Source organism: Lentzea sp. NPDC092896, from assembly GCF_044754905.1.
Classification (GTDB): domain Bacteria; phylum Actinomycetota; class Actinomycetes; order Mycobacteriales; family Pseudonocardiaceae; genus Lentzea.
The window spans coordinates 899,644-916,717 of sequence record NZ_JBIVPX010000001.1 but is presented as its reverse complement, the minus strand read 5'-3'; the positions used below and the strand labels follow the sequence as shown (position 1 = coordinate 916,717).

The 17,074-nt window shown below is 70.4% G+C and carries 14 protein-coding genes; 11 read left to right on the top strand and 3 right to left on the bottom strand.

Translation table 11 applies throughout. From position 1 onward, the window contains the following. The first annotated feature begins 53 nt into the window (after positions 1-53). A complete protein-coding gene (locus ACIQF0_RS03925) occupies positions 54-2,390 on the top strand; it encodes a hypothetical protein (RefSeq protein ID WP_401024159.1) in 2,337 nt (778 codons plus the stop codon). A gap of 71 nt (positions 2,391-2,461) precedes the next feature. After that, positions 2,462-3,052, top strand: coding sequence for a superoxide dismutase family protein (locus ACIQF0_RS03920; RefSeq protein ID WP_401024156.1), 591 nt, complete (start codon positions 2,462-2,464; stop codon positions 3,050-3,052). On the opposite strand, the gene ACIQF0_RS03915 is transcribed toward ACIQF0_RS03920, so the two are convergent. Then, positions 3,049-4,140 carry a helix-turn-helix domain-containing protein gene (locus ACIQF0_RS03915; protein ID WP_401024154.1) on the bottom strand — a complete coding sequence of 364 codons (1,092 nt, stop codon included), beginning with the start codon at positions 4,138-4,140 and terminating at the stop codon, positions 3,049-3,051. The two genes, ACIQF0_RS03920 and ACIQF0_RS03915, sit on opposite strands and share 4 nt — an antisense overlap. 142 nt (positions 4,141-4,282) lie before the next feature. Here ACIQF0_RS03915 and ACIQF0_RS03910 point away from each other — a divergent pair, with 142 nt between their 5' ends. From ACIQF0_RS03910 to ACIQF0_RS03885, 6 genes are all read left to right on the top strand, one after another. Then, on the top strand, positions 4,283-6,889 hold the full coding sequence (locus tag ACIQF0_RS03910) for a type 2 lanthipeptide synthetase LanM family protein (protein ID WP_401024151.1): 2,607 nt from the start codon (positions 4,283-4,285) through the stop codon (positions 6,887-6,889). Then, positions 6,889-7,077: a hypothetical protein gene (locus tag ACIQF0_RS03905; RefSeq protein WP_330277548.1), complete on the top strand. Its 189-nt coding sequence runs from the start codon at positions 6,889-6,891 to the stop codon at positions 7,075-7,077. Before ACIQF0_RS03910 ends, ACIQF0_RS03905 begins: the two co-directional genes overlap by 1 nt. A gap of 69 nt (positions 7,078-7,146) precedes the next feature. Further along, the gene (locus ACIQF0_RS03900) at positions 7,147-10,023 is read left to right on the top strand and encodes an AAA family ATPase (protein ID WP_401024148.1); all 2,877 of its coding nucleotides are present in this window, start codon (positions 7,147-7,149) and stop codon (positions 10,021-10,023) included. A 112-nt stretch (positions 10,024-10,135) separates the two neighbouring features. After that, positions 10,136-11,122, top strand: coding sequence for an efflux RND transporter periplasmic adaptor subunit (locus ACIQF0_RS03895; RefSeq protein WP_401024145.1), 987 nt, complete (start codon positions 10,136-10,138; stop codon positions 11,120-11,122). After that, on the top strand, positions 11,122-11,832 hold the full coding sequence (locus ACIQF0_RS03890; RefSeq protein WP_360030509.1) for an ABC transporter ATP-binding protein: 711 nt from the start codon (positions 11,122-11,124) through the stop codon (positions 11,830-11,832). Before ACIQF0_RS03895 ends, ACIQF0_RS03890 begins: the two co-directional genes overlap by 1 nt. Continuing rightward, positions 11,832-13,160 carry an ABC transporter permease gene (locus ACIQF0_RS03885; protein WP_360030511.1) on the top strand — a complete coding sequence of 443 codons (1,329 nt, stop codon included), beginning with the start codon at positions 11,832-11,834 and terminating at the stop codon, positions 13,158-13,160. Before ACIQF0_RS03890 ends, ACIQF0_RS03885 begins: the two co-directional genes overlap by 1 nt. 66 nt (positions 13,161-13,226) lie before the next feature. On the opposite strand, the gene ACIQF0_RS03880 is transcribed toward ACIQF0_RS03885, so the two are convergent. Further along, positions 13,227-14,012, bottom strand: a complete 786-nt coding sequence (locus tag ACIQF0_RS03880; RefSeq protein ID WP_401027681.1) for an aldo/keto reductase — start codon at positions 14,010-14,012, stop codon at positions 13,227-13,229. Between the two features lie 52 nt (positions 14,013-14,064). Further along, positions 14,065-14,829: an SDR family NAD(P)-dependent oxidoreductase gene (locus ACIQF0_RS03875; protein ID WP_401024141.1), complete on the bottom strand. Its 765-nt coding sequence runs from the start codon at positions 14,827-14,829 to the stop codon at positions 14,065-14,067. A gap of 83 nt (positions 14,830-14,912) precedes the next feature. On the opposite strand from ACIQF0_RS03875, the gene ACIQF0_RS03870 reads away from it, so the two are divergent. The 3 genes from ACIQF0_RS03870 to ACIQF0_RS03860 are packed head-to-tail and all read left to right on the top strand — an operon-like array spanning position 14,913 to position 17,066. Further along, positions 14,913-15,350 (top strand): MarR family transcriptional regulator, encoded by a 438-nt coding sequence (locus ACIQF0_RS03870; RefSeq protein ID WP_360030514.1) that lies wholly within the window; start codon positions 14,913-14,915, stop codon positions 15,348-15,350. A 22-nt stretch (positions 15,351-15,372) separates the two neighbouring features. Continuing rightward, positions 15,373-16,464, top strand: coding sequence for an acyl-CoA dehydrogenase family protein (locus ACIQF0_RS03865; RefSeq protein ID WP_401024138.1), 1,092 nt, complete (start codon positions 15,373-15,375; stop codon positions 16,462-16,464). Beyond that, the gene (locus ACIQF0_RS03860) at positions 16,464-17,066 is read left to right on the top strand and encodes a nitroreductase family protein (protein WP_401024135.1); all 603 of its coding nucleotides are present in this window, start codon (positions 16,464-16,466) and stop codon (positions 17,064-17,066) included. The genes ACIQF0_RS03865 and ACIQF0_RS03860 overlap by 1 nt, the downstream gene beginning before the upstream one ends. Positions 17,067-17,074 lie beyond the last annotated feature (8 nt).

The following is a 17,074-nucleotide window of genomic DNA, read 5'->3' as shown; positions in this document are numbered from 1 at the left end:
CGCTAACTGGAGCAGTTTTGAGGACGACAACTGGAGTAAAGGGGAGGCCGGTCATGCACCCACGGGTCCTGGAACTGCGCATCCACGGGGTCAACAACACACCCCCGGACGCGATGCTGGCCCTTCCCGAGCACGCCGTCGAACAGTTCCGCGGCGACCGGTTCGGCAGCTTCTGGCGGCCGAAGCCGGACAAGCTCGCCGAGCTGCCACCGGATCACCCCGGGCAGGTGCCCGCGGCCGTGCGGCGCGAGGCGTACTCGTGGGGCGGCATGGCGCGCAGCAGTCCGGGTGTGCCGGGCAGCGGGGTGCCGTCGGTGCTCGCGAACGTGCTGGGGCGGATCGGCTGGGCGCTGCTGCTGCCGTTCGGGCTGGCGAACGTCGCCTACTGGTCCCGGAAACTCCCCGACGACTCGACGCCGACGACGAAGCACATGGCCTGGTGGAACGCCGGGCGCGGCGCGGCGTCGACGCGGCTCTTCGGGCTGGGGCTGACGGTGTTGCTGGTGCTCGCGGTGTGCGAGGTGGCGATCGACGTCTACGCGATCCAGTGCTCGCTGCCCGGCACCACGTGCAAGCGGCTGCCGGACTTCCTGGACGTGCTCGGCGATCCCGCGCGGCACGTCCGGGTGCTCGCCGCGTCCGTCGTGCCGGTGCTGCTGTTGCTCGGGCTGGTGGCGCTGACCTCGTTGTCGCGCAGCAGGTACGAGCAGGCGGCGATGCGGCGCAAGCCCGTGCGGCGGCCGGGCGTGATGCTCAGCAGGGCGTCGATGTGGGAGGGCAGCCCGCGGATCCGCCGGCTCACCCGCCTGCACATCTCGGCGGGGTGCTGCGTGGTCGTGCTGGTGACGAGCGTGGAGTTGTGGCGGCACGCGTTCTTCCTGGTGCTGAGCGTGCTCGCGGCCGGGGTGCTGGCGGTCGTGATGGCACGGGTCGTCGTGACGGCGACCGACTGCCCGGACGTGCCGTCGACCGAGAAGGGCGGCCTGTGGTCGTGGCTGCTGATGATCTCGGCGGTGCTCGTGCTGGTGGCGCACGGGTTCGGCCTGTACGCGATCGAGCCGGCGTTCGACGGGCCGTTGTGGCTGACGTCGTGGGGGCCGCCGGTCGTCACGGTCGCGCTGCTCGGGTCCGTGCTGGCGGCGTGGTCATGGCGGCGCAACGACGCCAAGGGTCCGTTGGTCCTGCTCGTGTTGTTCGTCGCCTTCATGGTTGCCACGTACTGGGTTCCGCTCGCCTGGATCGGCGCGGTCGTGGCCGGCGGGGCGCTGGCGTGGCGGGCCCGGCCGCGCGACGGTGACCAGTGGCAGGCCTGGCGGGGCGCCGGTCCCGGTGTGCTGCTGGGGTTGTCGCTGACGTCGTCGGTGACGATGGCGACCGTGCTGGTGCTGACGTTCCGGGGCTGGGTCGGCACCGGGCTTCAGGCGCCGCCGTTCTACTCGTGGTTCAGCGCCGCGTTCGCCGTCGCGCTGGTCCCGCTGGTGCTCCTGGTGCTCGCGCAGGCCGTCGTGCTGCTGTCGCGGGTGGCCAAGCCCGCCGTGCTCGACGACGAGGCGGAGGTGCTCGTCGTGCGGGTGCGGCACGTGGTCGCGGTGACGCACCGGGCGGAGAACGTGGCGGGCGTGCTGTCGACGCTGGGCGTGCTCGCGTTGCTGCTGACCTGCTACCTGGCGTTCGCCTCGCCCTCGTGGTCACAGTGGTCGGGCGTGACGTGGGTGGTGGGCAAGGGCGACTGGGTCACCGGGCTCGCCGGGGTCGCGGTGATCGGGTCGTTCGTCGGGGCCGGGATGCTGACCAACCGGCGGCCGCTCGGCCTGGTGTGGGACCTGATGTGCTTCCTGCCGCGCACCGCCCACCCGTTCGCGCCGCCGTGCTACGCGGAACGCGCGGTGCCGGAGATCGCGGACAGGTCCCGCGAGTTCCTGGACGAGTCGCCTGATCATCGGGTGGTGCTGTCCGCCCACAGCCTGGGTGCCGTGCTGGCGGTGGCGGCGCTGTTCGCGTTGCCGGAGGGCTATCTCCAGCGCGTGCGGCTGCTCACCTACGGCGTGCAGCTACGGCCGTACTTCGGGCGGATCTTCCCCGAACTGCTGGGTCCCTCGGTCCTGGGCACGCCGGAAGTCCGTGCGGGCGCGATGTTCTCGTGCGATCCGTGGCGCCGAAACCCCGGTGACACACCGGAACGCGGGCTCACCAGGTTGATGGGCAAGAACTGGATCAACCTGTGGCGTCGCACCGACTACCTGGGTTTCCCCGTGCACGGCTGGGAACCGAACGACCTCGACCGCCGCGCCGGCGAGACGAACGGGTCACCGGACAAAGTGGAGACTCACGGCGACTATCACCTGTGCACGGCCTATCGAGACGCGCTCACGGAGCTCGTCGCACGCTGATCTGAACCAGTCACCCGATCGTGGACGTGAAGGGGATGGGAACCTGGAACGCAGCTGACTCAAGGAGAAACATGCGCACGACTGTGGCGACCCTCGCGGGAGCCGTACTGCTCACCGGAGGGCTGGCCGCCTGTTCGAGCGAGCCCGCGCCCCCGTCCGCACCGCAGACCCAGGCCGTGCAACCGGTGGCCGAGACGGACGTGGTGGCGCCCGCGGCGTCCGGCGACCAACCGAAGGGCATCACCTACGACGTGGCGCGGATCCCGTTGGGCGCCAAGCTCTCCACCGGCTCGTCCGTCGCGAATGGACATACGACGGTGGAGCTGAAGGTGTCCGGCCTGCTGCCGAACACGAAGTACGGCTCGCACGTGCACACCAAGCCGTGCGGCGCCAAGCCGGCCGACTCGGGCCCGCACTACCAGAACGAGAAGGACCCGGTGTCGCCGAGCGTCGACCCGAAGTACGCCAACGCGCAGAACGAGATCTGGCTGGACTTCACCACCGACGCGCAGGGTGCCGCGACCGGCACGGCGACGGTGAAGTGGGAGTTCCGCAAGGGCGAGGCGAACGCCGTCATCGTGCACGCCACGCACTCCAGCACCGAGCACGGCAAGGCGGGCACCGCCGGTGACCGCCTCGCGTGCCTGACCGCCGCGTTCTAACAGGGCCCGGTCAGGGCCACCCCTCCCGCGAGGTGTGGTCCTGACATCGGTTCCAGCACCGCCGCCCGCACGAGGTTCAGCACCTCGTGCCGGGGTCCGACGCGACGAACGAGCCCGCGCACGCACAGTTCCCGCAGGGACCGGCCGTGCCCGGCGTCCTCCCCCTCGGCCATCCGCGCCAGCAGCTCCCGCCCCTCCTCGTCCAATGTGGACAGCGAGCGGCGCAGCGAGTCGCGCAGGTGTGCCGAGGTCGGGTCGAGCGGGTTGGTCCGCAGCCGGTCCAGCAGGTGCTGCGGTGAGTAGACCATGAACCACCCGGCCGCGAACTCCAGTGCGGACGGCAGCCCGTCCAGTTCGTGCACGAGTCCCATGAGCGCGGCCTGGTTGGCCGGCTCCGGCTTGAACGCGGGCCGCACCCGGTGCACGTGCGTGAGCAGCACCCGCATCGCGGCGTCGTCGGCCAGCGCTCCCAGCGGGAACACGTGCTCGTCGGCCAGGCCGGTCGGCGCGAGTGCCGTGACGACGATCCGCAGCCTCGGGTGGGCCTCCAGCAGGCGCGGGTCCGGCAGGTGATCGGTGACGAGGACGGTGTCCTGGCCGTCGACGACGGACGGGCTCGCCTGCGCGGGATGCCACAGGACCGACCAGCCGTGCCGGAAGTGCAGCTCTCCCGCGACCTCCAGGGCGAGCCGGGTCTTGCCGACACCGCTCACGCCGGTGATGGTGACCAGCCGCCGCGACTCGTAGCCGCCCGCCTCAGGCCGTCCCTCCGTCAGCAACGCCGCCAGCGCCGCCGCCTCCGCCTCCCGTCCCACGATCAGCCCCGCGGGCCCGGCCGGTGCGGGCGGTGCCACGGCGGTGCGGCCCGCGGACCGGCCTCCCGCCTGTTGCAGGTCCGCGCGGCTGCCGTCGTCGAGCCGCAGCCCGTCGGCGAGCAGGCGCACCGTCTCCGCCCGCGGTGAGCGGGTGCGGCCGCATTCCAGGTCGCGGATGGCCCGCACGCTCACCATCGCGAAGTCAGCCAGCTGTTGCTGGGTGAGGCCCGCGCCGATGCGGTGCGTGCGCAGCAGTTCTCCGAACTCCCTCATCCCGTTCCCCTCCCTCGGACATCGAGTCTCGGGTGAATCGGCCGCCGAAACATGGGTGGCGATCCCCCATATTCACGACCGCCCGCAAATCTGGGGGGTTGGTCCCCATGTGCCGCCCGCCCGCGCGTGCGAGGTTGGCCCGGTGACCTCCGCGGCCGAGACCAGCACCGGCGAGAGCTGGACAGCGGCTTTCGCGCACGCCCTGCGCCCGCTGATCGACGCGTCCCGCACGGAGGTCGCGCCGCCGTTCGACGCGGCGTTCGCCGAACAGCTCGGCCGCCGGCTGGTGGCCATCGCGGCGCGGACGCTCGTGCTGGAACTGCACACCGCCCGGGACACCCTGACCGCGCCCAGCAGCTCCGAGCGGTTCACCGAGTTCACCCGGACCCTGAGCCTGTCGTCGGTCTTCAACCGCTACCCGGTGCTGGCGCGACTGCTCGCGCAGGCCTGTGAGCAGGCCGTTTCGACGCACCACGAGCTGTCGTCGCGGTTCACCCGCGACCGCGGGGAGATCATCCGCACGATCTTCGAGAACGACGATCCCGGCGCGTTGATCTCCATCGAGATGGGCCAGGGCGACGCTCATCGACAGGGCCGGACCGTGGCGATCCTGACCTTCGACACCGGCCGGCGGCTGATCTACCGGCCGCGACCGGTCGGGCTGCACGCGCGGTTCCAGGAGCAGCTCGACTGGCTTTCGAAGCGGACCGGAATCGAGTTCCGGACACCGCGGCTGCTCCCCCGCGACGGCTACGGCTGGCTGGAGCACATCCCGTACGTGCCGTGCGCGGACGTCGCCGGGGTCGCCGAGTTCTACAAGAGGCTCGGCGCGCTGCTCGCGTTGCTCTACGCGGTCGACGGCACCGACATGCACTACGAGAACCTCATCGCGTGCGGCGACCAACCGGTGCTCGTGGACGTCGAGACGCTGTTCCACCCCACGCTCACGCCGGACACCGATCCCGCGACGCTCGCACTGGTGCGTTCGGTGCACCGCACGGCCCTGCTCCCCCACGTGCTGCTGGGTGACAACGGGGTCGCGGACGTCTCCGGGGTCGGCGGCGATCACGGCGTGCTGTCGCCGTTGGACGCGGTCGACTGGGCCGACGCGGGAACCGACCGGATGCGGCTGGTCCGGCGCCCCAAGACGTCGTCGGGAGCGCTCAACCGCCCGCTGCTGCACGGCGAGCCCGCCGAACCCGCCGACTACCAGGACTCGCTGCTGGCCGGGTTCCGCGCGGGCTACGACGCGATCGTGGCGCATCGCGACGAGCTGCTGCGGCTCGTGCGGGCGTGCGCGAACGAAGAAGTGCGGTTCGTGGCACGCGCGACACGGCAGTACGCGCGGTTGCTGGACGAGTCGACGCATCCGTCCGTGCTGGCCGACGCGCTCGACCGCGACCTGGCGTTCGGCGTGCTCGTGGTCGACGATCCGCTGCTCGACCGGCTGGTGCCGTTCGAGGTCTCCGATCTGTGGCGCGGTGACGTGCCGCTGTTCACGTGCCGGCCCGGGTCGACCGACCTGTGGACCGCGTCCGGGCTCCGGCTTCCGGGGATGCTGCCGGAGCCCGGACTGCACGCCGTGACGCGCAAGATCCTGGCGATGAGCGAGGTCGACCGGCACGACCAGCAGTGGGTGATCACGGCCCTGCTGGCGTCGCGACCGCGACCGGTGTCGCACCACAGCGGCGTCGCGGTGTACGGGCACGTCGCCCCGGTCGATCCGGATCCGGCACGGCTGCTGGTCGCCGCGTGCGGGCTCGCCGACCAGATCCTCGCGCACGCCGTCACCGGCAGGGACCGCGTCAACTGGCTCGGGCTCGAACTGGTCGACGACCGGCACTGGACGGTGCAGCCGCTCGGCGCCGGTTTGTCGAACGGCTACACGGGCGTGGCGCTGTTCCTGGCCGAACTGGGCGCGCTGACCGGGGCCGCGCGCTACGAGGAGTTCGCGCGCGACGCCCTGCGGCCGTTGCCCGCGCTGCTGGAGATGTTCGCCGGGGAGCCGGAGCTCGTCACCGCGGTCGGCGGCGGAGTCCACGGCCTGGGCGGCGTTTGCTACGGGCTCGCGCGTCTCACTTCGTTGCTCGGCCTCGATCCTCAACTGTTGACGCAGGCCGTGCGACTGATGCCTCGAGAAGATTCGTCGCTCACCGTCGTGGACGGAGTAGCGGGCTCGTTGGCCGCCATGCTCGCCGTGGGCACGCCGGAATCACTCGCCTTGGCCGAGCACTACGCATCTACTCTGCGTGGCGCTATTTGCCCCGCGAATGGTTTCGCCCGTGGCCATGCGGGAATCGGATGGGCCCTGAAGCGTTACGCGGCAACGTTTCATGACAGGTTGTCCGACGTGACCGCACGATCGTTCCTGGAGAGCGACGCCATCGACCCGACCGACACCGGCTGGTGCACCGGTCTGGCCGGTGCCGCGCTCGCCCGTGACGACGAGCGCCTGGCCGGCCTGCTGGCGTCCAGGAAACCGTTGCGGGACATGAGTCTCTGCCACGGCGAACTGGGCGTCGTCGAAGCACTGGCCGCGCACCACCCCAGCGCGGCGACCCGTCGCACGGCGTTGTTGCTGGGAGCACTGGAGGAACACGGCGCGCACTGCGCCACCCCGGGCGGCGTGCCGTCACCAGGCCTGTTCACAGGTCTGGCTGGCATCGGTCACGGCCTGCTGCGCCAAGGGTTCCCGATCCCGTCAGTCCTGCTGCTGGAACCGTCACCCGACCAAGAGGAGTGCACCTGATGAACGAGTCCCTGCACCGCACCGCCGACCAGCCCGAACCGGCCGAGCACGCGATCGGGGAGATGGAGCTCGCGCCGAGGACCTTCGCGGGTGCGCGGGCGCGTGCGTTGATGGGTGTGACCATGGCGATGAGCGCGTTCGTGGCCATCACACCCGCGATCTCGGACACCACGGTGAGCGACAAGTAGGAAACTTTCACCCCTAATACGCCTGGGCAGCCGATACGGAGAACTGCACAGGACCGTTAGGGTCCAGACATGCAGACCCGAGCGCCCCACGTGGTCGGCCGTGATCGCGAGGTCACGGCCATCACGGGGGCACTCGAACACACGCGCGAGTCCCGTGGCGGTGCCGTCTTCCTCACCGGGGAGGCGGGGATCGGCAAGTCCAGGCTCGCCCGGTACGCGGCGGGGCACGCGTACGACGAGGGCATGCGGGTGCTCAAAGGACGCGGCACGACGATCGGGCCGATGGTGCCGTTTCGTCCAATCGCGGAAGCACTTCTGGGTCTGTTCCGCGGCGAACCGCCGGACGACTCCGCTCTGGGACCGTACAAACCCGTGCTGGGCACGCTGATCCCGGAGTGGCACGACCACCGGTCCACGACGGAATCCGTCGTGGTTCTGGCAGAGGCGGTCCTCCGGCTGCTCGCGTCCGTCGCGCGCAAGACGCCGTGCCTGCTCGTGCTCGAAGACCTGCACGAGGCGGACGCGGAGACGCTCGCGGTCGTGGAGTACCTGGCGGACAATCTGGAGGACCAGCCGGTCCTGCTGCTGGCCACGATCCGCACCGAACCCGGTCACGCGCTGGAACTCGTGCACCGGATGGGACGACGCGGGTCCGGCAGTCTGGTGGAGCTGCAGCGGCTCTCGCAGGACGAGGTCGGGCAGATGACGGCCGCCTGTCTGGAGAGCGAGCTGGTACCGGCGGAGCTCGTCGATCGCCTGTGGACGGACAGCGCCGGAAACCCGTTCGTCATCGAGGAACTGCTGCACGGCATGGTCAGCGGCGGCCTGCTCGTCGCGGGGGCGCACGGCTGGCAGGTGCTGGGCGAGCTGAAACTGCCGGTGCCGGCGGCGTTCGTGCGCAGCGTCGCGCACCGCACGGACAGGCTGGGACCTCAGGGCCGCGAGGTGTTGTCCATCGCGGCGGTGCTGGGTCACCGGTTCCCGCTCTCGGTGGTGCAGAAGGTGACCGGCACCGACGACCGCGCGTTGCTGAGCCACCTGCACGCCGGGGTGGCCGCGCAGCTCGTGACGCCGGACGAGCCCGCGCCGGACTGGTACGCGTTCCGGCACCCGCTCACCGCGGACGCGTTGCTGGCCCACCTGACCCCGGCCGAACGCGTGAACCTGTCGTGGCGCACGGCCGACGCGATCGAGGACCTGCACGCCGGCCTGCCCGGTGACTGGTGCCCGCTCGTCGCGCAGCTGCGCTTCGACGCCGGATCGCCCACCAGGGCAGGACTTCTGTTCGCCGAGGCGGGCAAACGGGCGCTCGCGGGTGGTGCCGCGGAGTCGGCCGTCACGTTGCTCGACCGCGCGCAGGGCCTGCTCACCGACGAGGCGGCCGCCCGCGCCGACGTGCTGGACACGCTGCTGCCGGCACTGGCCGAGACGGGCGACTTCGAACGCGCCTTCGCTCTGGAGATGAACGACCTCCAAGGGCTGGACGGCGCCCGGCGCGCGAAGCTCCACACGCGACTGGCGCGCGTCGCCTACCTGGCCGGGTGGTTCACCGAAGGCGTGGAACAGGTGCGCGTCGCGAGGACGTTGCTCGGGCCGGACGCGCCCGACGAACTGGTCGCGCAGCTGGACGTCAACTCCGCCTACCTCACGCTGAACATCCCGAGCGCCGACCGGATCTCCTCGGCCGCGGGTCTCGCCCGGCAGGCGGCTTTGGCGGCGGACCGGGCACAGCTGCCGATGGTGGCGTGCGAGGCGTGGCAGCTGCTCGGGATCATCGCGCGCGAGCAGGACATCGACGAGGCGAACACCTGTTTCAGCAAGGCACTCGCGCTCGCGGACGCGCACCAGATGCCGATCCAGCACGTCTACGCGCTGGTTCGCCTGGCGGGCAACGACTGGCTGCAGCACGGCGCCACCGCGTCGCTCGGCCGCACGCACGCCGAGGCGTGCCGGGCGGGCGCGATCACGGTGGCGCACAACGTGGACGCGATCCTGGCGTTGCAGTCCGTGCTGACCGGGGACTACGCGGTGGCGGCCGAGGAGATCGCCCGCTGTCTGCGCACGACGACCCGCCTGCGGTTCCACGCGCTGACCCGCTATCTGTTGATGGCGAAGGCGACGCTGGCCGCGCACCGGGGCGACCGCGCCGGGACGGACGACGCCATCAGCGAGTTCGAGGCGGTCGCGAAGAGCGGGGCGCAGGAGTACCCGCTGTGCTTCGGGCTCGCCCGCGCGTTCTGCGCCCTGCTGGAGGAGAACCACCCGCTGGCGATGGCGGAGCTCGACCGCGCGCTCGCGCTGGAATCGCAGAACCCCACCACGTTCCACCTTTCCGGGACACACGGAATGCGGGTGCTGCTGGGCGTGCTCGACGGCCGGTTCGGCTGGTCCGACTACTGGGAACTGACCGCGGCCTCCGCGTCGGGAATGCGGTGGAACCGGCAGTTCACCGAACTGGCGCACGCCGTCCTGCTCGGTCGCGACAACCGGTTCGCCGAGGCGCTGGAGGCATTCCAGCTCGCCCAGGAAGCCTCGGAGCTGTATCCGTTGGCGAGACATCTGGGGCGGCGGCTGATCGCGGCGGAGGCGGCTTCGTGGGGCGATCCGGTGTCCTGGCTGCGTTCGGCCGAGGAGTACTTCCACCAGGCCACGATCCCGGCGGTGGCGTCGGCGTGCCGGGGACTGCTCCGGCAGGCAGGAGCGCCGGTCCAGCAACGCCGCAACGGCACGGAACAGGTGCCGCGGCAGTTGCGCGGGCACGGCGTGACGGTGCGCGAGTTCGAGGTGTTCGTGCTGCTGGCCGACCGAATGGGCAACAAGGCGATCGGGACCCGGCTGCACATCTCGCCGCGTACGGTGGAAAAGCACGTCGCCTCGCTCATCGCGAAGACCGGCCAGCCAGACCGTGAAGCGCTTTCCACCTATGCGGCCGCTCTGAGCCGCTAGTTTCGATCTGGGCCGAAACGTCGAGGGGCATCGGCCGAAAGACTGATGCAACCTCCGGGACCTATCGGGTGTCCTTATCGGTAGGTTGGTCGAAACGACATGGGGGACGTTCGTGCGCAAAATTGTTCTCGCGCCGCTGTGCGCGCTGGTCACGGTGAGCGTGGCGGCGTGCAGTCCGTCAGGTCCGGACCAGACCAATCCGGAGCTGGCACCGCGCGGCACGGCGATGACCAAGGTCAAGCCCACCAGGCAGGACCTGACCACCAAGATCAGCATCACCGGCAAGGTCGAGATGAACCCGACGTTCGGGCTCGTCGCGCCGGTCACGGGTGAGGTGCGGTACTTCGACGTCCCGGCGCCGAACGGCACGCCGACCAGGCCCATCCGGGTCGCCACGGTGTGGAAGGACCAGACGCCGAACTACGTCGAGGCGCCTCCGGGGTCCACGTTCAGCGGCCGGCTCGTCGACGACAAGGCGACGGTGACGGCGGGCATGCCGATCGCGTCGGCCAAGCACGTCGGCTACGCGATCGTCGGCGACATCGACGGCCAGCAGGCCTACAAGATCAACGGCGCGCTCACCGACGTGGTGGTGCAGATCAAGAACGGCCCCGGCCCGTTCCCGTGCACGGTGCTCGGCACGATCGCCGCGCTGCCGCAGGGCACGATCCCGGAGAAGCCGCCGGTCACGCCGGACACCAAGGACGACAAGAAGGACCAGCCGCAGCAGACCCAGCCCAAGGACCAGCCGCAGCAGCCGAGCACCTCCACCGGCCTGCGCATCGTGTGCACCGCGCCCGCGGACGTGCAGATGATCAACGGCGCCAGCGCGTCGATCGAGGTCACCACCGGCAAGTCGGCGCAGGCGCTGGTCGTTCCGGTCGAGGCCGTCGCGGGTGCGCAGGGCAAGGGCAAGGTCGACGTCATCGCTGGTGACGGCTCGCGCCGCACCACCGACGTGACGCTGGGCCTGACCGACGGCAAGGTCATCGAGGTCAAGTCGGGTCTCACCGGCGACGAGGAACTGGCCGTGCCGGGCCCGAACCTGCCAGAGGGTCAGCAGCAGGGCGGCGACCAGACCAAGCCGACGGGTCCGTGATGACCCAGTCATTCGATCAACCCACGGTTCAGGTGCAGGCACCGCTGCTGCAGCTCAACGGCATCACCAAGGTCCTGAAGGGACAAGGGGAACCGCGCACGATCCTGTCCGGCGTGGACTTCACCGTCCATCCTGGACAGAGCGTGGCGATCCTCGGCCGGTCCGGCTCCGGCAAGTCGACGCTGCTGTCGCTGATCGGGCTGTTCGACCGCGCCGACGAGGGCCAGTACTTCCTGCACGGCAACGACATCACGAAGCTGCCCGAACGCAGGGCCGCGGCGTTGCGCAGCGCGGAGTTCGGGTTCGTGTTCCAGCGCTTCTTCCTGCTCAAGCACCTCACCGCGGCGCAGAACGTGGCGATGGCACTGGTCAACGGCCAGGGCTGGTCGGCGCGGCGCAAGCGCAGGCAGCAGGTCATGGAGGCACTGGAGCAGGTCGGCATCGCGCACCTCGCGAAGTCTAAGCCCACCAGGCTTTCCGGTGGTGAGCAGCAGCGCGTGGCGATCGCCCGCGCACTCGTGCGGCAGCCGCGGATCATCCTCGCCGACGAGCCCACGGGCGCGCTCGACACCGAGACGGGCAACCTCGTCGTCGAGGTGCTGCTCAACACGACCAGGCAGGGCTGTGGCCTCGTGCTGGTGACGCACGACCACGACCACGCGCGCAAGATGGGCCGCGTGATGGAGCTCCGCGACGGGCGGTTCAACTGATGCTTTCCGGCAAGTTCCGGTCCGCCCTGGTCATCGGCGGACAGGGCATCCGCGCCCGAAAACTGCGCACGTTCCTCTCGATGGTCTCGCTGTTCCTGGGAGTTCTCGCCGTCGTCGCCGTGCAGGCGGGGTCCGAGATCGCCGAACGCGCGATGCTCACCGACGTCGAACTGCAGTCGGGCAAGGACGGCACGATCCGGGGGTACGTCCCCGGCGAGAAGGGCGCGCCGGGCATCGTCGAGTCGACCTTCAAGGGCCGCACCGACGCCGTCGCGATGATCAGCTCGCAGGCGATCATCGGCGAGCCGGGCGTGCGGCCGATCAACGAGGGCGGCGCGCCGTTCGAGTACGCCGGCCAGGGCAGGGGCTACTACGGCCCGCGGATGATCTGCGACTCCAACGGCACGTGCCAGGAGCAGAAGGAGCCGGAGAAGAAGCCGGACGGCCAGGCCATCGAGGTCAGCATGGTCGCGCTGACCGGCGACATCCGCCCGTTCAAGCCGTTCCGCCCGGTCTCGGGCAGCTGGCTCGACTTCGGGACCGCGCCGTCGCTCGCTCCCCGGATCGTGCTGAACGAGGAGGCCGCCAAGGGCCTGCGGCAGTACCGCATCCCCGGCGAGATGACGATCGAGGGCGCCACCCACCACGTGACGCCGCAGATCATCGGTGTGGTGCAGGACGGCGACATGCAGCCGCGCATCTACATGCGGCTCGACGAGCTGCGCACGTGGATGCCGGCGGCCTCCGAGACCAGCAACGCCAACCAGTTCCGCGGCGGCGGCACGAGCCTCGAGCTGTTCATGCAGCCGGGCACGGACGACCTGCAGCAGATGCTCAAGGCGAAGCTCGTCGGCGCGGGCCTGCCGCAGGAGCAGATGCAGTTCCAGGCGGTGAAGTCCAAGGAGCGCATGGAGTCCGAGCTCCGGATCATGCGACTGATCTTCCTCGGCATGGCGTTCCTGGTGCTGCTGATCGGTGTCGCGGGCATCCTCAACGTCGGCCTCGCCACGGTCGGCGAGCGCGTCGAGGAGTTCGCACTGCGCCGCGCGGTCGGCATGTCCCGGCTGTTGCTCGCGGGCATCGTGCTCGCGGAGACGTTGCTGACCGGTCTGCTGACCGCCGCGCTCGCGATCGGCGCGGGTGCCGCCGGGTTGCAGATCGCGCTGATGATGTTCGGCAGCCGCTTCCCGTCGCTGCAGGGCACCGCCTTCCCGTGGGAGGCGGGTGTCGCCGGTGTGATCGCGGGCCTCGTCGCCGGCGTGCTGGGTGGACTCATCCCGGCCATCCGGGCGGCGCGGATCCCGATCGCCACAGTCATGCGGGCCTGAGGCGGCCCGTTGCCGGCGAAGCCCCGGACCGCTTGACGCGGGCCGGGGCTTCGTATTTTCGCCGGACTAGTTGAGCTCGTCCGGGTTCGGGCCGATGCGGCCGCCGCGGTCCAGAGTGGACAGCGCCTCGATCTCGGCGTCCGGCAGCTCGAAGCCGAACACGTCGAAGTTCTCCCGGATCCGGGACGGCGTCACGGACTTCGGGATGACGACGTTGCCGATCTGCAGGTGCCAGCGCAGCACGATCTGCGCGGCCGACTTGCCGTGCGCCAGCGCGATCTTCTGCACGACCGGGTCGGAGAGCAGTTCGCCGCCCTGGCCGAGCGGCGACCAGGCCTCGGTCTGGATGCCGTGCTCGGCGTTGAAGGCGCGCACGTCGGCCTGCTGGAAGTACGGGTGCACCTCGATCTGGTTGACCGCCGGCACGACGCCGGTCTCGTCGATCAGCCGCCGCAGGTGCGCGGGCTGGAAGTTGGAGACGCCGATCGCGCGGACCCGGCCCTCCTTCTGCAGCTCGACGAACGCCTTCCAGGTGTCGACGTAGTTGTCGCGGGCCGGGGTCGGCCAGTGGATCAGGTACAGGTCGAGGACGTCCAGGCCGAGCTTGCCCAGCGACACGTCGAACGCGCGCTTCGCCGAGTCGTAGCCGTGGTCGGCGTTCCAGAGCTTGGTGGTGACGAAGACGTCGTCACGGTCCACACCGGACTGGGCGATTGCGGCACCCGTGCCGGCCTCGTTGCCGTAGGCCGCGGCCGTGTCGATGCTGCGGTACCCGGCCTTCAGCGCCTCCGCGACGGCGGGGGTGGCCTCCGCGTCCGGCACCTGCCAGACGCCGAAACCGAGCTGGGGCATGGTTACGCCGTTGTTGAGCTTCACGGTGTTCAAAGCAAGTTCCTCACTGTGATTACGGAATGAGCGTCGGAGCAGTGCCGCCGTCGACGCGCAACGCGGCTCCGGTCGTCGCGGACGACAGGTCCGACGCGACGTAGGTGATGAGGTTCGCGACCTCGTGGGGGCGGATCAGGCGGCCCAGCAACAAGGTGGGGCGCTCGGTGCGGACGAACTCCGCCTCGCCGCCGTCGCCGACGCGCTCGCGGATGAACTCCTCGACGCCGGGCGTCAGCGTCGGGCCGGGCAGCACCGAGTTCACCGTGACGCCGGTGCCCTTGACCTCCTGGGCCATGCCGCGCGAGATGGCGATCTGCGCGGTCTTCGTCATGCCGTAATGCACCATCTCGGTGGGCGTGAAGACGCCGGACTCGCTGCTCACGAAGATGACCCGGCCCCAGCCGCGTTCGACCATGCGGGGCGTGTAGTGCCGGGCGAGGCGGACGCCGGACATGACGTTGGTGTCGAAGAACCGCTGCCATTCGGCGTCGTCGATCTCGAAGACCGGCTTCGCGCCGTAGATGCCCAGGTTGTTGACGAGCACGTCCACGTCGGGCACCTGGCCGGTCAGTTCGGCCGCGCCTTCGGCGGTCGCGAGGTCCGCCGCGACACCGCGCACGTCACCGTGGGCGCTGAGCTTGCCGACCGCCTCGGCCACGCGGTCCTCGGCGCGGCCGGTGATGACGACGGCGGCACCTGCCTTGAGCAGGCCTTCCGCGGTGGCGAAGCCGATGCCCGCGGTGGAGCCCGTCACAAGTGCCGTGCGTCCCGACAGATCCATGTCTCTCCCCGGTAGACTTGTTGAAGACGATTACAAGCGTACGCAATAGTTGCACACGCTGTCTATTCGAGAAGGGTTGACCTATGTCACTGGACGACGACGCCGTCCAGGCGCGCGCACAGGGCTGGCGCACGCTCGCGGCGTTGCACGCGCGCATCGAGGACCGCCTCGAGAGAGCGCTGCAGAAGGCGCACGGTCTCTCCGTCAGCGAGTACACCGTTCTGGACGTCCTCAATCGCCAGGACGGTTTCCACCTTCGGATGAACCAGCTCTCCAACGCCGTGGTGCTCAGCCAGTCAGCCACAACGCGCCTGGTCACGCGACTCGAGGACCGCGGTCTGCTGGCGCGCTACCTCTGCCCGACCGACCGGCGCGGCATCTACACCGAGGTCACCGAGAAGGGCCACGAGCTGCTCGCGCTCGCTCGTCCCACGCACGACGAGGTGCTGTCCGAGTCGCTGTCGGAGGCCGGGGACGTTCCCGAGCTGAAGCCACTCGTTGAGGCGCTCGCCAAGCTGTAACCGCTGGAGCAAGATCGCGCGCATGGATCTCCACGCCCTGATCCGCGCCGAGGCGCCGTTGGCCGAACAGCAGCGCGCCCTCACCGAACCGGTGCTGGCCGCGCTCGTCGATCACGGCGTGCACCGCCTGATCGCCCCGAAGCGCTACGGCGGCGCCGAACTCGGCCTGCCGCAGTGGAGCCGGGAGGTCCAGGAGCTGTCGCGGTCCGACGCCTCGACCGGCTGGACCGCGATGACGACCACCATCTCGTCGTCGCTGGCCTGGTACCTGCCTGTCGACGCCGCCGACGAGGTGTTCGGCGACCCGCGCGCGTTGATCGCGGGCACCGCCGCGCCGTTGGGCAAGGCCGTGCAGACCGAGGGCGGATACCGCGTGACCGGCCGTTGGGGCTGGGGCAGCGCCGTCACCCACGCGTCGTGGGTCATCGGTGGCACCCTCACGCCCGTGGGCCCGCGTCTGGCCGTGTACCCACGTGAGGACGTGACGATCCACGACACCTGGCACGCCGCCGGCCTGCGCGCGACCAGTTCGCACGAGTTCTCTCTCACGGACGCCTTCCTGCCGTCACGCCGTGCGGTGTGGCCGATCGGCATCACGCCCGGCATCGAGGGCCCGATCACGGTGTTCCCCTACTTCAGCTTCCTGGCCGTGGGCGTCGCGTCCGTGTGCCTGGGCGTGGCCCGCCGCGCGATCGACGAGATCGAGGCGCTGGCCGTCGAGAAGGTGCCGCAGTACGCGACGTCCCGCCTCGCGGAGCAGACCGGCGTGCAGATCGAGCTCGCGCTGATGGAGGCACGGCTGTCTGCGGCGACCGCGTTCCTGCACGAGGCGTTGAGCGCGGCCTGGGACCACGCGGTCAACGGCTCGCAGACACCCGATCCGGTGAAGGCGCGGCTGCGGCTGGCCTGCTCGTTCGCCTCGGGCGAGGCGACGGACGTGACGCAGAAGGCGTTCGCGGCGGGCGGCGGCAGCTCGGTGTTCGAGTCGTCCGCTCTGCAGCGTTGCCTGCGCGACGTGCACGTGGCCGCGCAGCACACGGTGGTGTCGCGCCGGATGCTGGAGACGTACTCGATGCTCAAGCTGGGGCTCGCCCCGGACATGACGAGGTTCTGATGGACGCGCTCGAGGCGATCATGACGACGCGGGCGATCCGCCGCTTCACCGACGAGCCCGTCTCCGAGGACGACGTGTGGACGTGTCTGCGCGCGGCCCAGCAGGGGCCGTCCGGCGGCAACGTCCAGCCCACGCGGTACCTGGTCGTCACCGATCCGGACGTGCGCGCCGAGGTCGGCAGGCTGTACCGCAGCGCGTTCACCCGCTACGCCGAGATGGCGCCGGACCGCACGGACGCCGTCGGCCTGCGCATCGGCCGGTCCGCGAACCACCTCGCCGACACCCTCGCGTCCGTGCCGGTGATCGTGTTCTTCCTCATGCCACGCCTGCCGTCCCTGGTGACGGGCATCGACATCGGACCCGTCCACGCGTCGGTCTACCCGGCCGTGCAGAACTTCTGCCTGGCCGCACGCGCGTTGGGGCTCGGCACCACGCTGACCACGGTGATCAGGGTGCATCAGGCCGAGGCGCTGGACCTGCTCGGCGTGCCGGACAAGTGGGAGATCGCCGCGATGGTGCCGCTCGGCCACCCCGCCGAGAAGTTCTTCGTCGCCGTGCGACGCGACGTGGCGGAGGTGACGTCGTTCGACCGCTGGAATTAGTTAGGGTG

Excerpts from the sequence above, each read along its gene's own strand:
- ACIQF0_RS03925 (WP_401024159.1), top strand. The coding sequence starts at position 54 with ATGCACCCACGGGTCCTGGAACTGCGCATCCACGGGGTCAACAACACA.
- ACIQF0_RS03920 (WP_401024156.1), top strand. The coding sequence starts at position 2,462 with ATGCGCACGACTGTGGCGACCCTCGCGGGAGCCGTACTGCTCACCGGA.
- ACIQF0_RS03915 (WP_401024154.1), bottom strand. The coding sequence starts at position 4,140 with ATGAGGGAGTTCGGAGAACTGCTGCGCACGCACCGCATCGGCGCGGGC.
- ACIQF0_RS03905 (WP_330277548.1), top strand. The coding sequence starts at position 6,889 with ATGAACGAGTCCCTGCACCGCACCGCCGACCAGCCCGAACCGGCCGAG.
- ACIQF0_RS03900 (WP_401024148.1), top strand. The coding sequence starts at position 7,147 with ATGCAGACCCGAGCGCCCCACGTGGTCGGCCGTGATCGCGAGGTCACG.
- ACIQF0_RS03890 (WP_360030509.1), top strand. The coding sequence starts at position 11,122 with ATGACCCAGTCATTCGATCAACCCACGGTTCAGGTGCAGGCACCGCTG.
- ACIQF0_RS03885 (WP_360030511.1), top strand. The coding sequence starts at position 11,832 with ATGCTTTCCGGCAAGTTCCGGTCCGCCCTGGTCATCGGCGGACAGGGC.
- ACIQF0_RS03880 (WP_401027681.1), bottom strand. The coding sequence starts at position 14,012 with ATGCCCCAGCTCGGTTTCGGCGTCTGGCAGGTGCCGGACGCGGAGGCC.
- ACIQF0_RS03875 (WP_401024141.1), bottom strand. The coding sequence starts at position 14,829 with ATGGATCTGTCGGGACGCACGGCACTTGTGACGGGCTCCACCGCGGGC.
- ACIQF0_RS03870 (WP_360030514.1), top strand. The coding sequence starts at position 14,913 with ATGTCACTGGACGACGACGCCGTCCAGGCGCGCGCACAGGGCTGGCGC.
- ACIQF0_RS03865 (WP_401024138.1), top strand. The coding sequence starts at position 15,373 with ATGGATCTCCACGCCCTGATCCGCGCCGAGGCGCCGTTGGCCGAACAG.
- ACIQF0_RS03860 (WP_401024135.1), top strand. The coding sequence starts at position 16,464 with ATGGACGCGCTCGAGGCGATCATGACGACGCGGGCGATCCGCCGCTTC.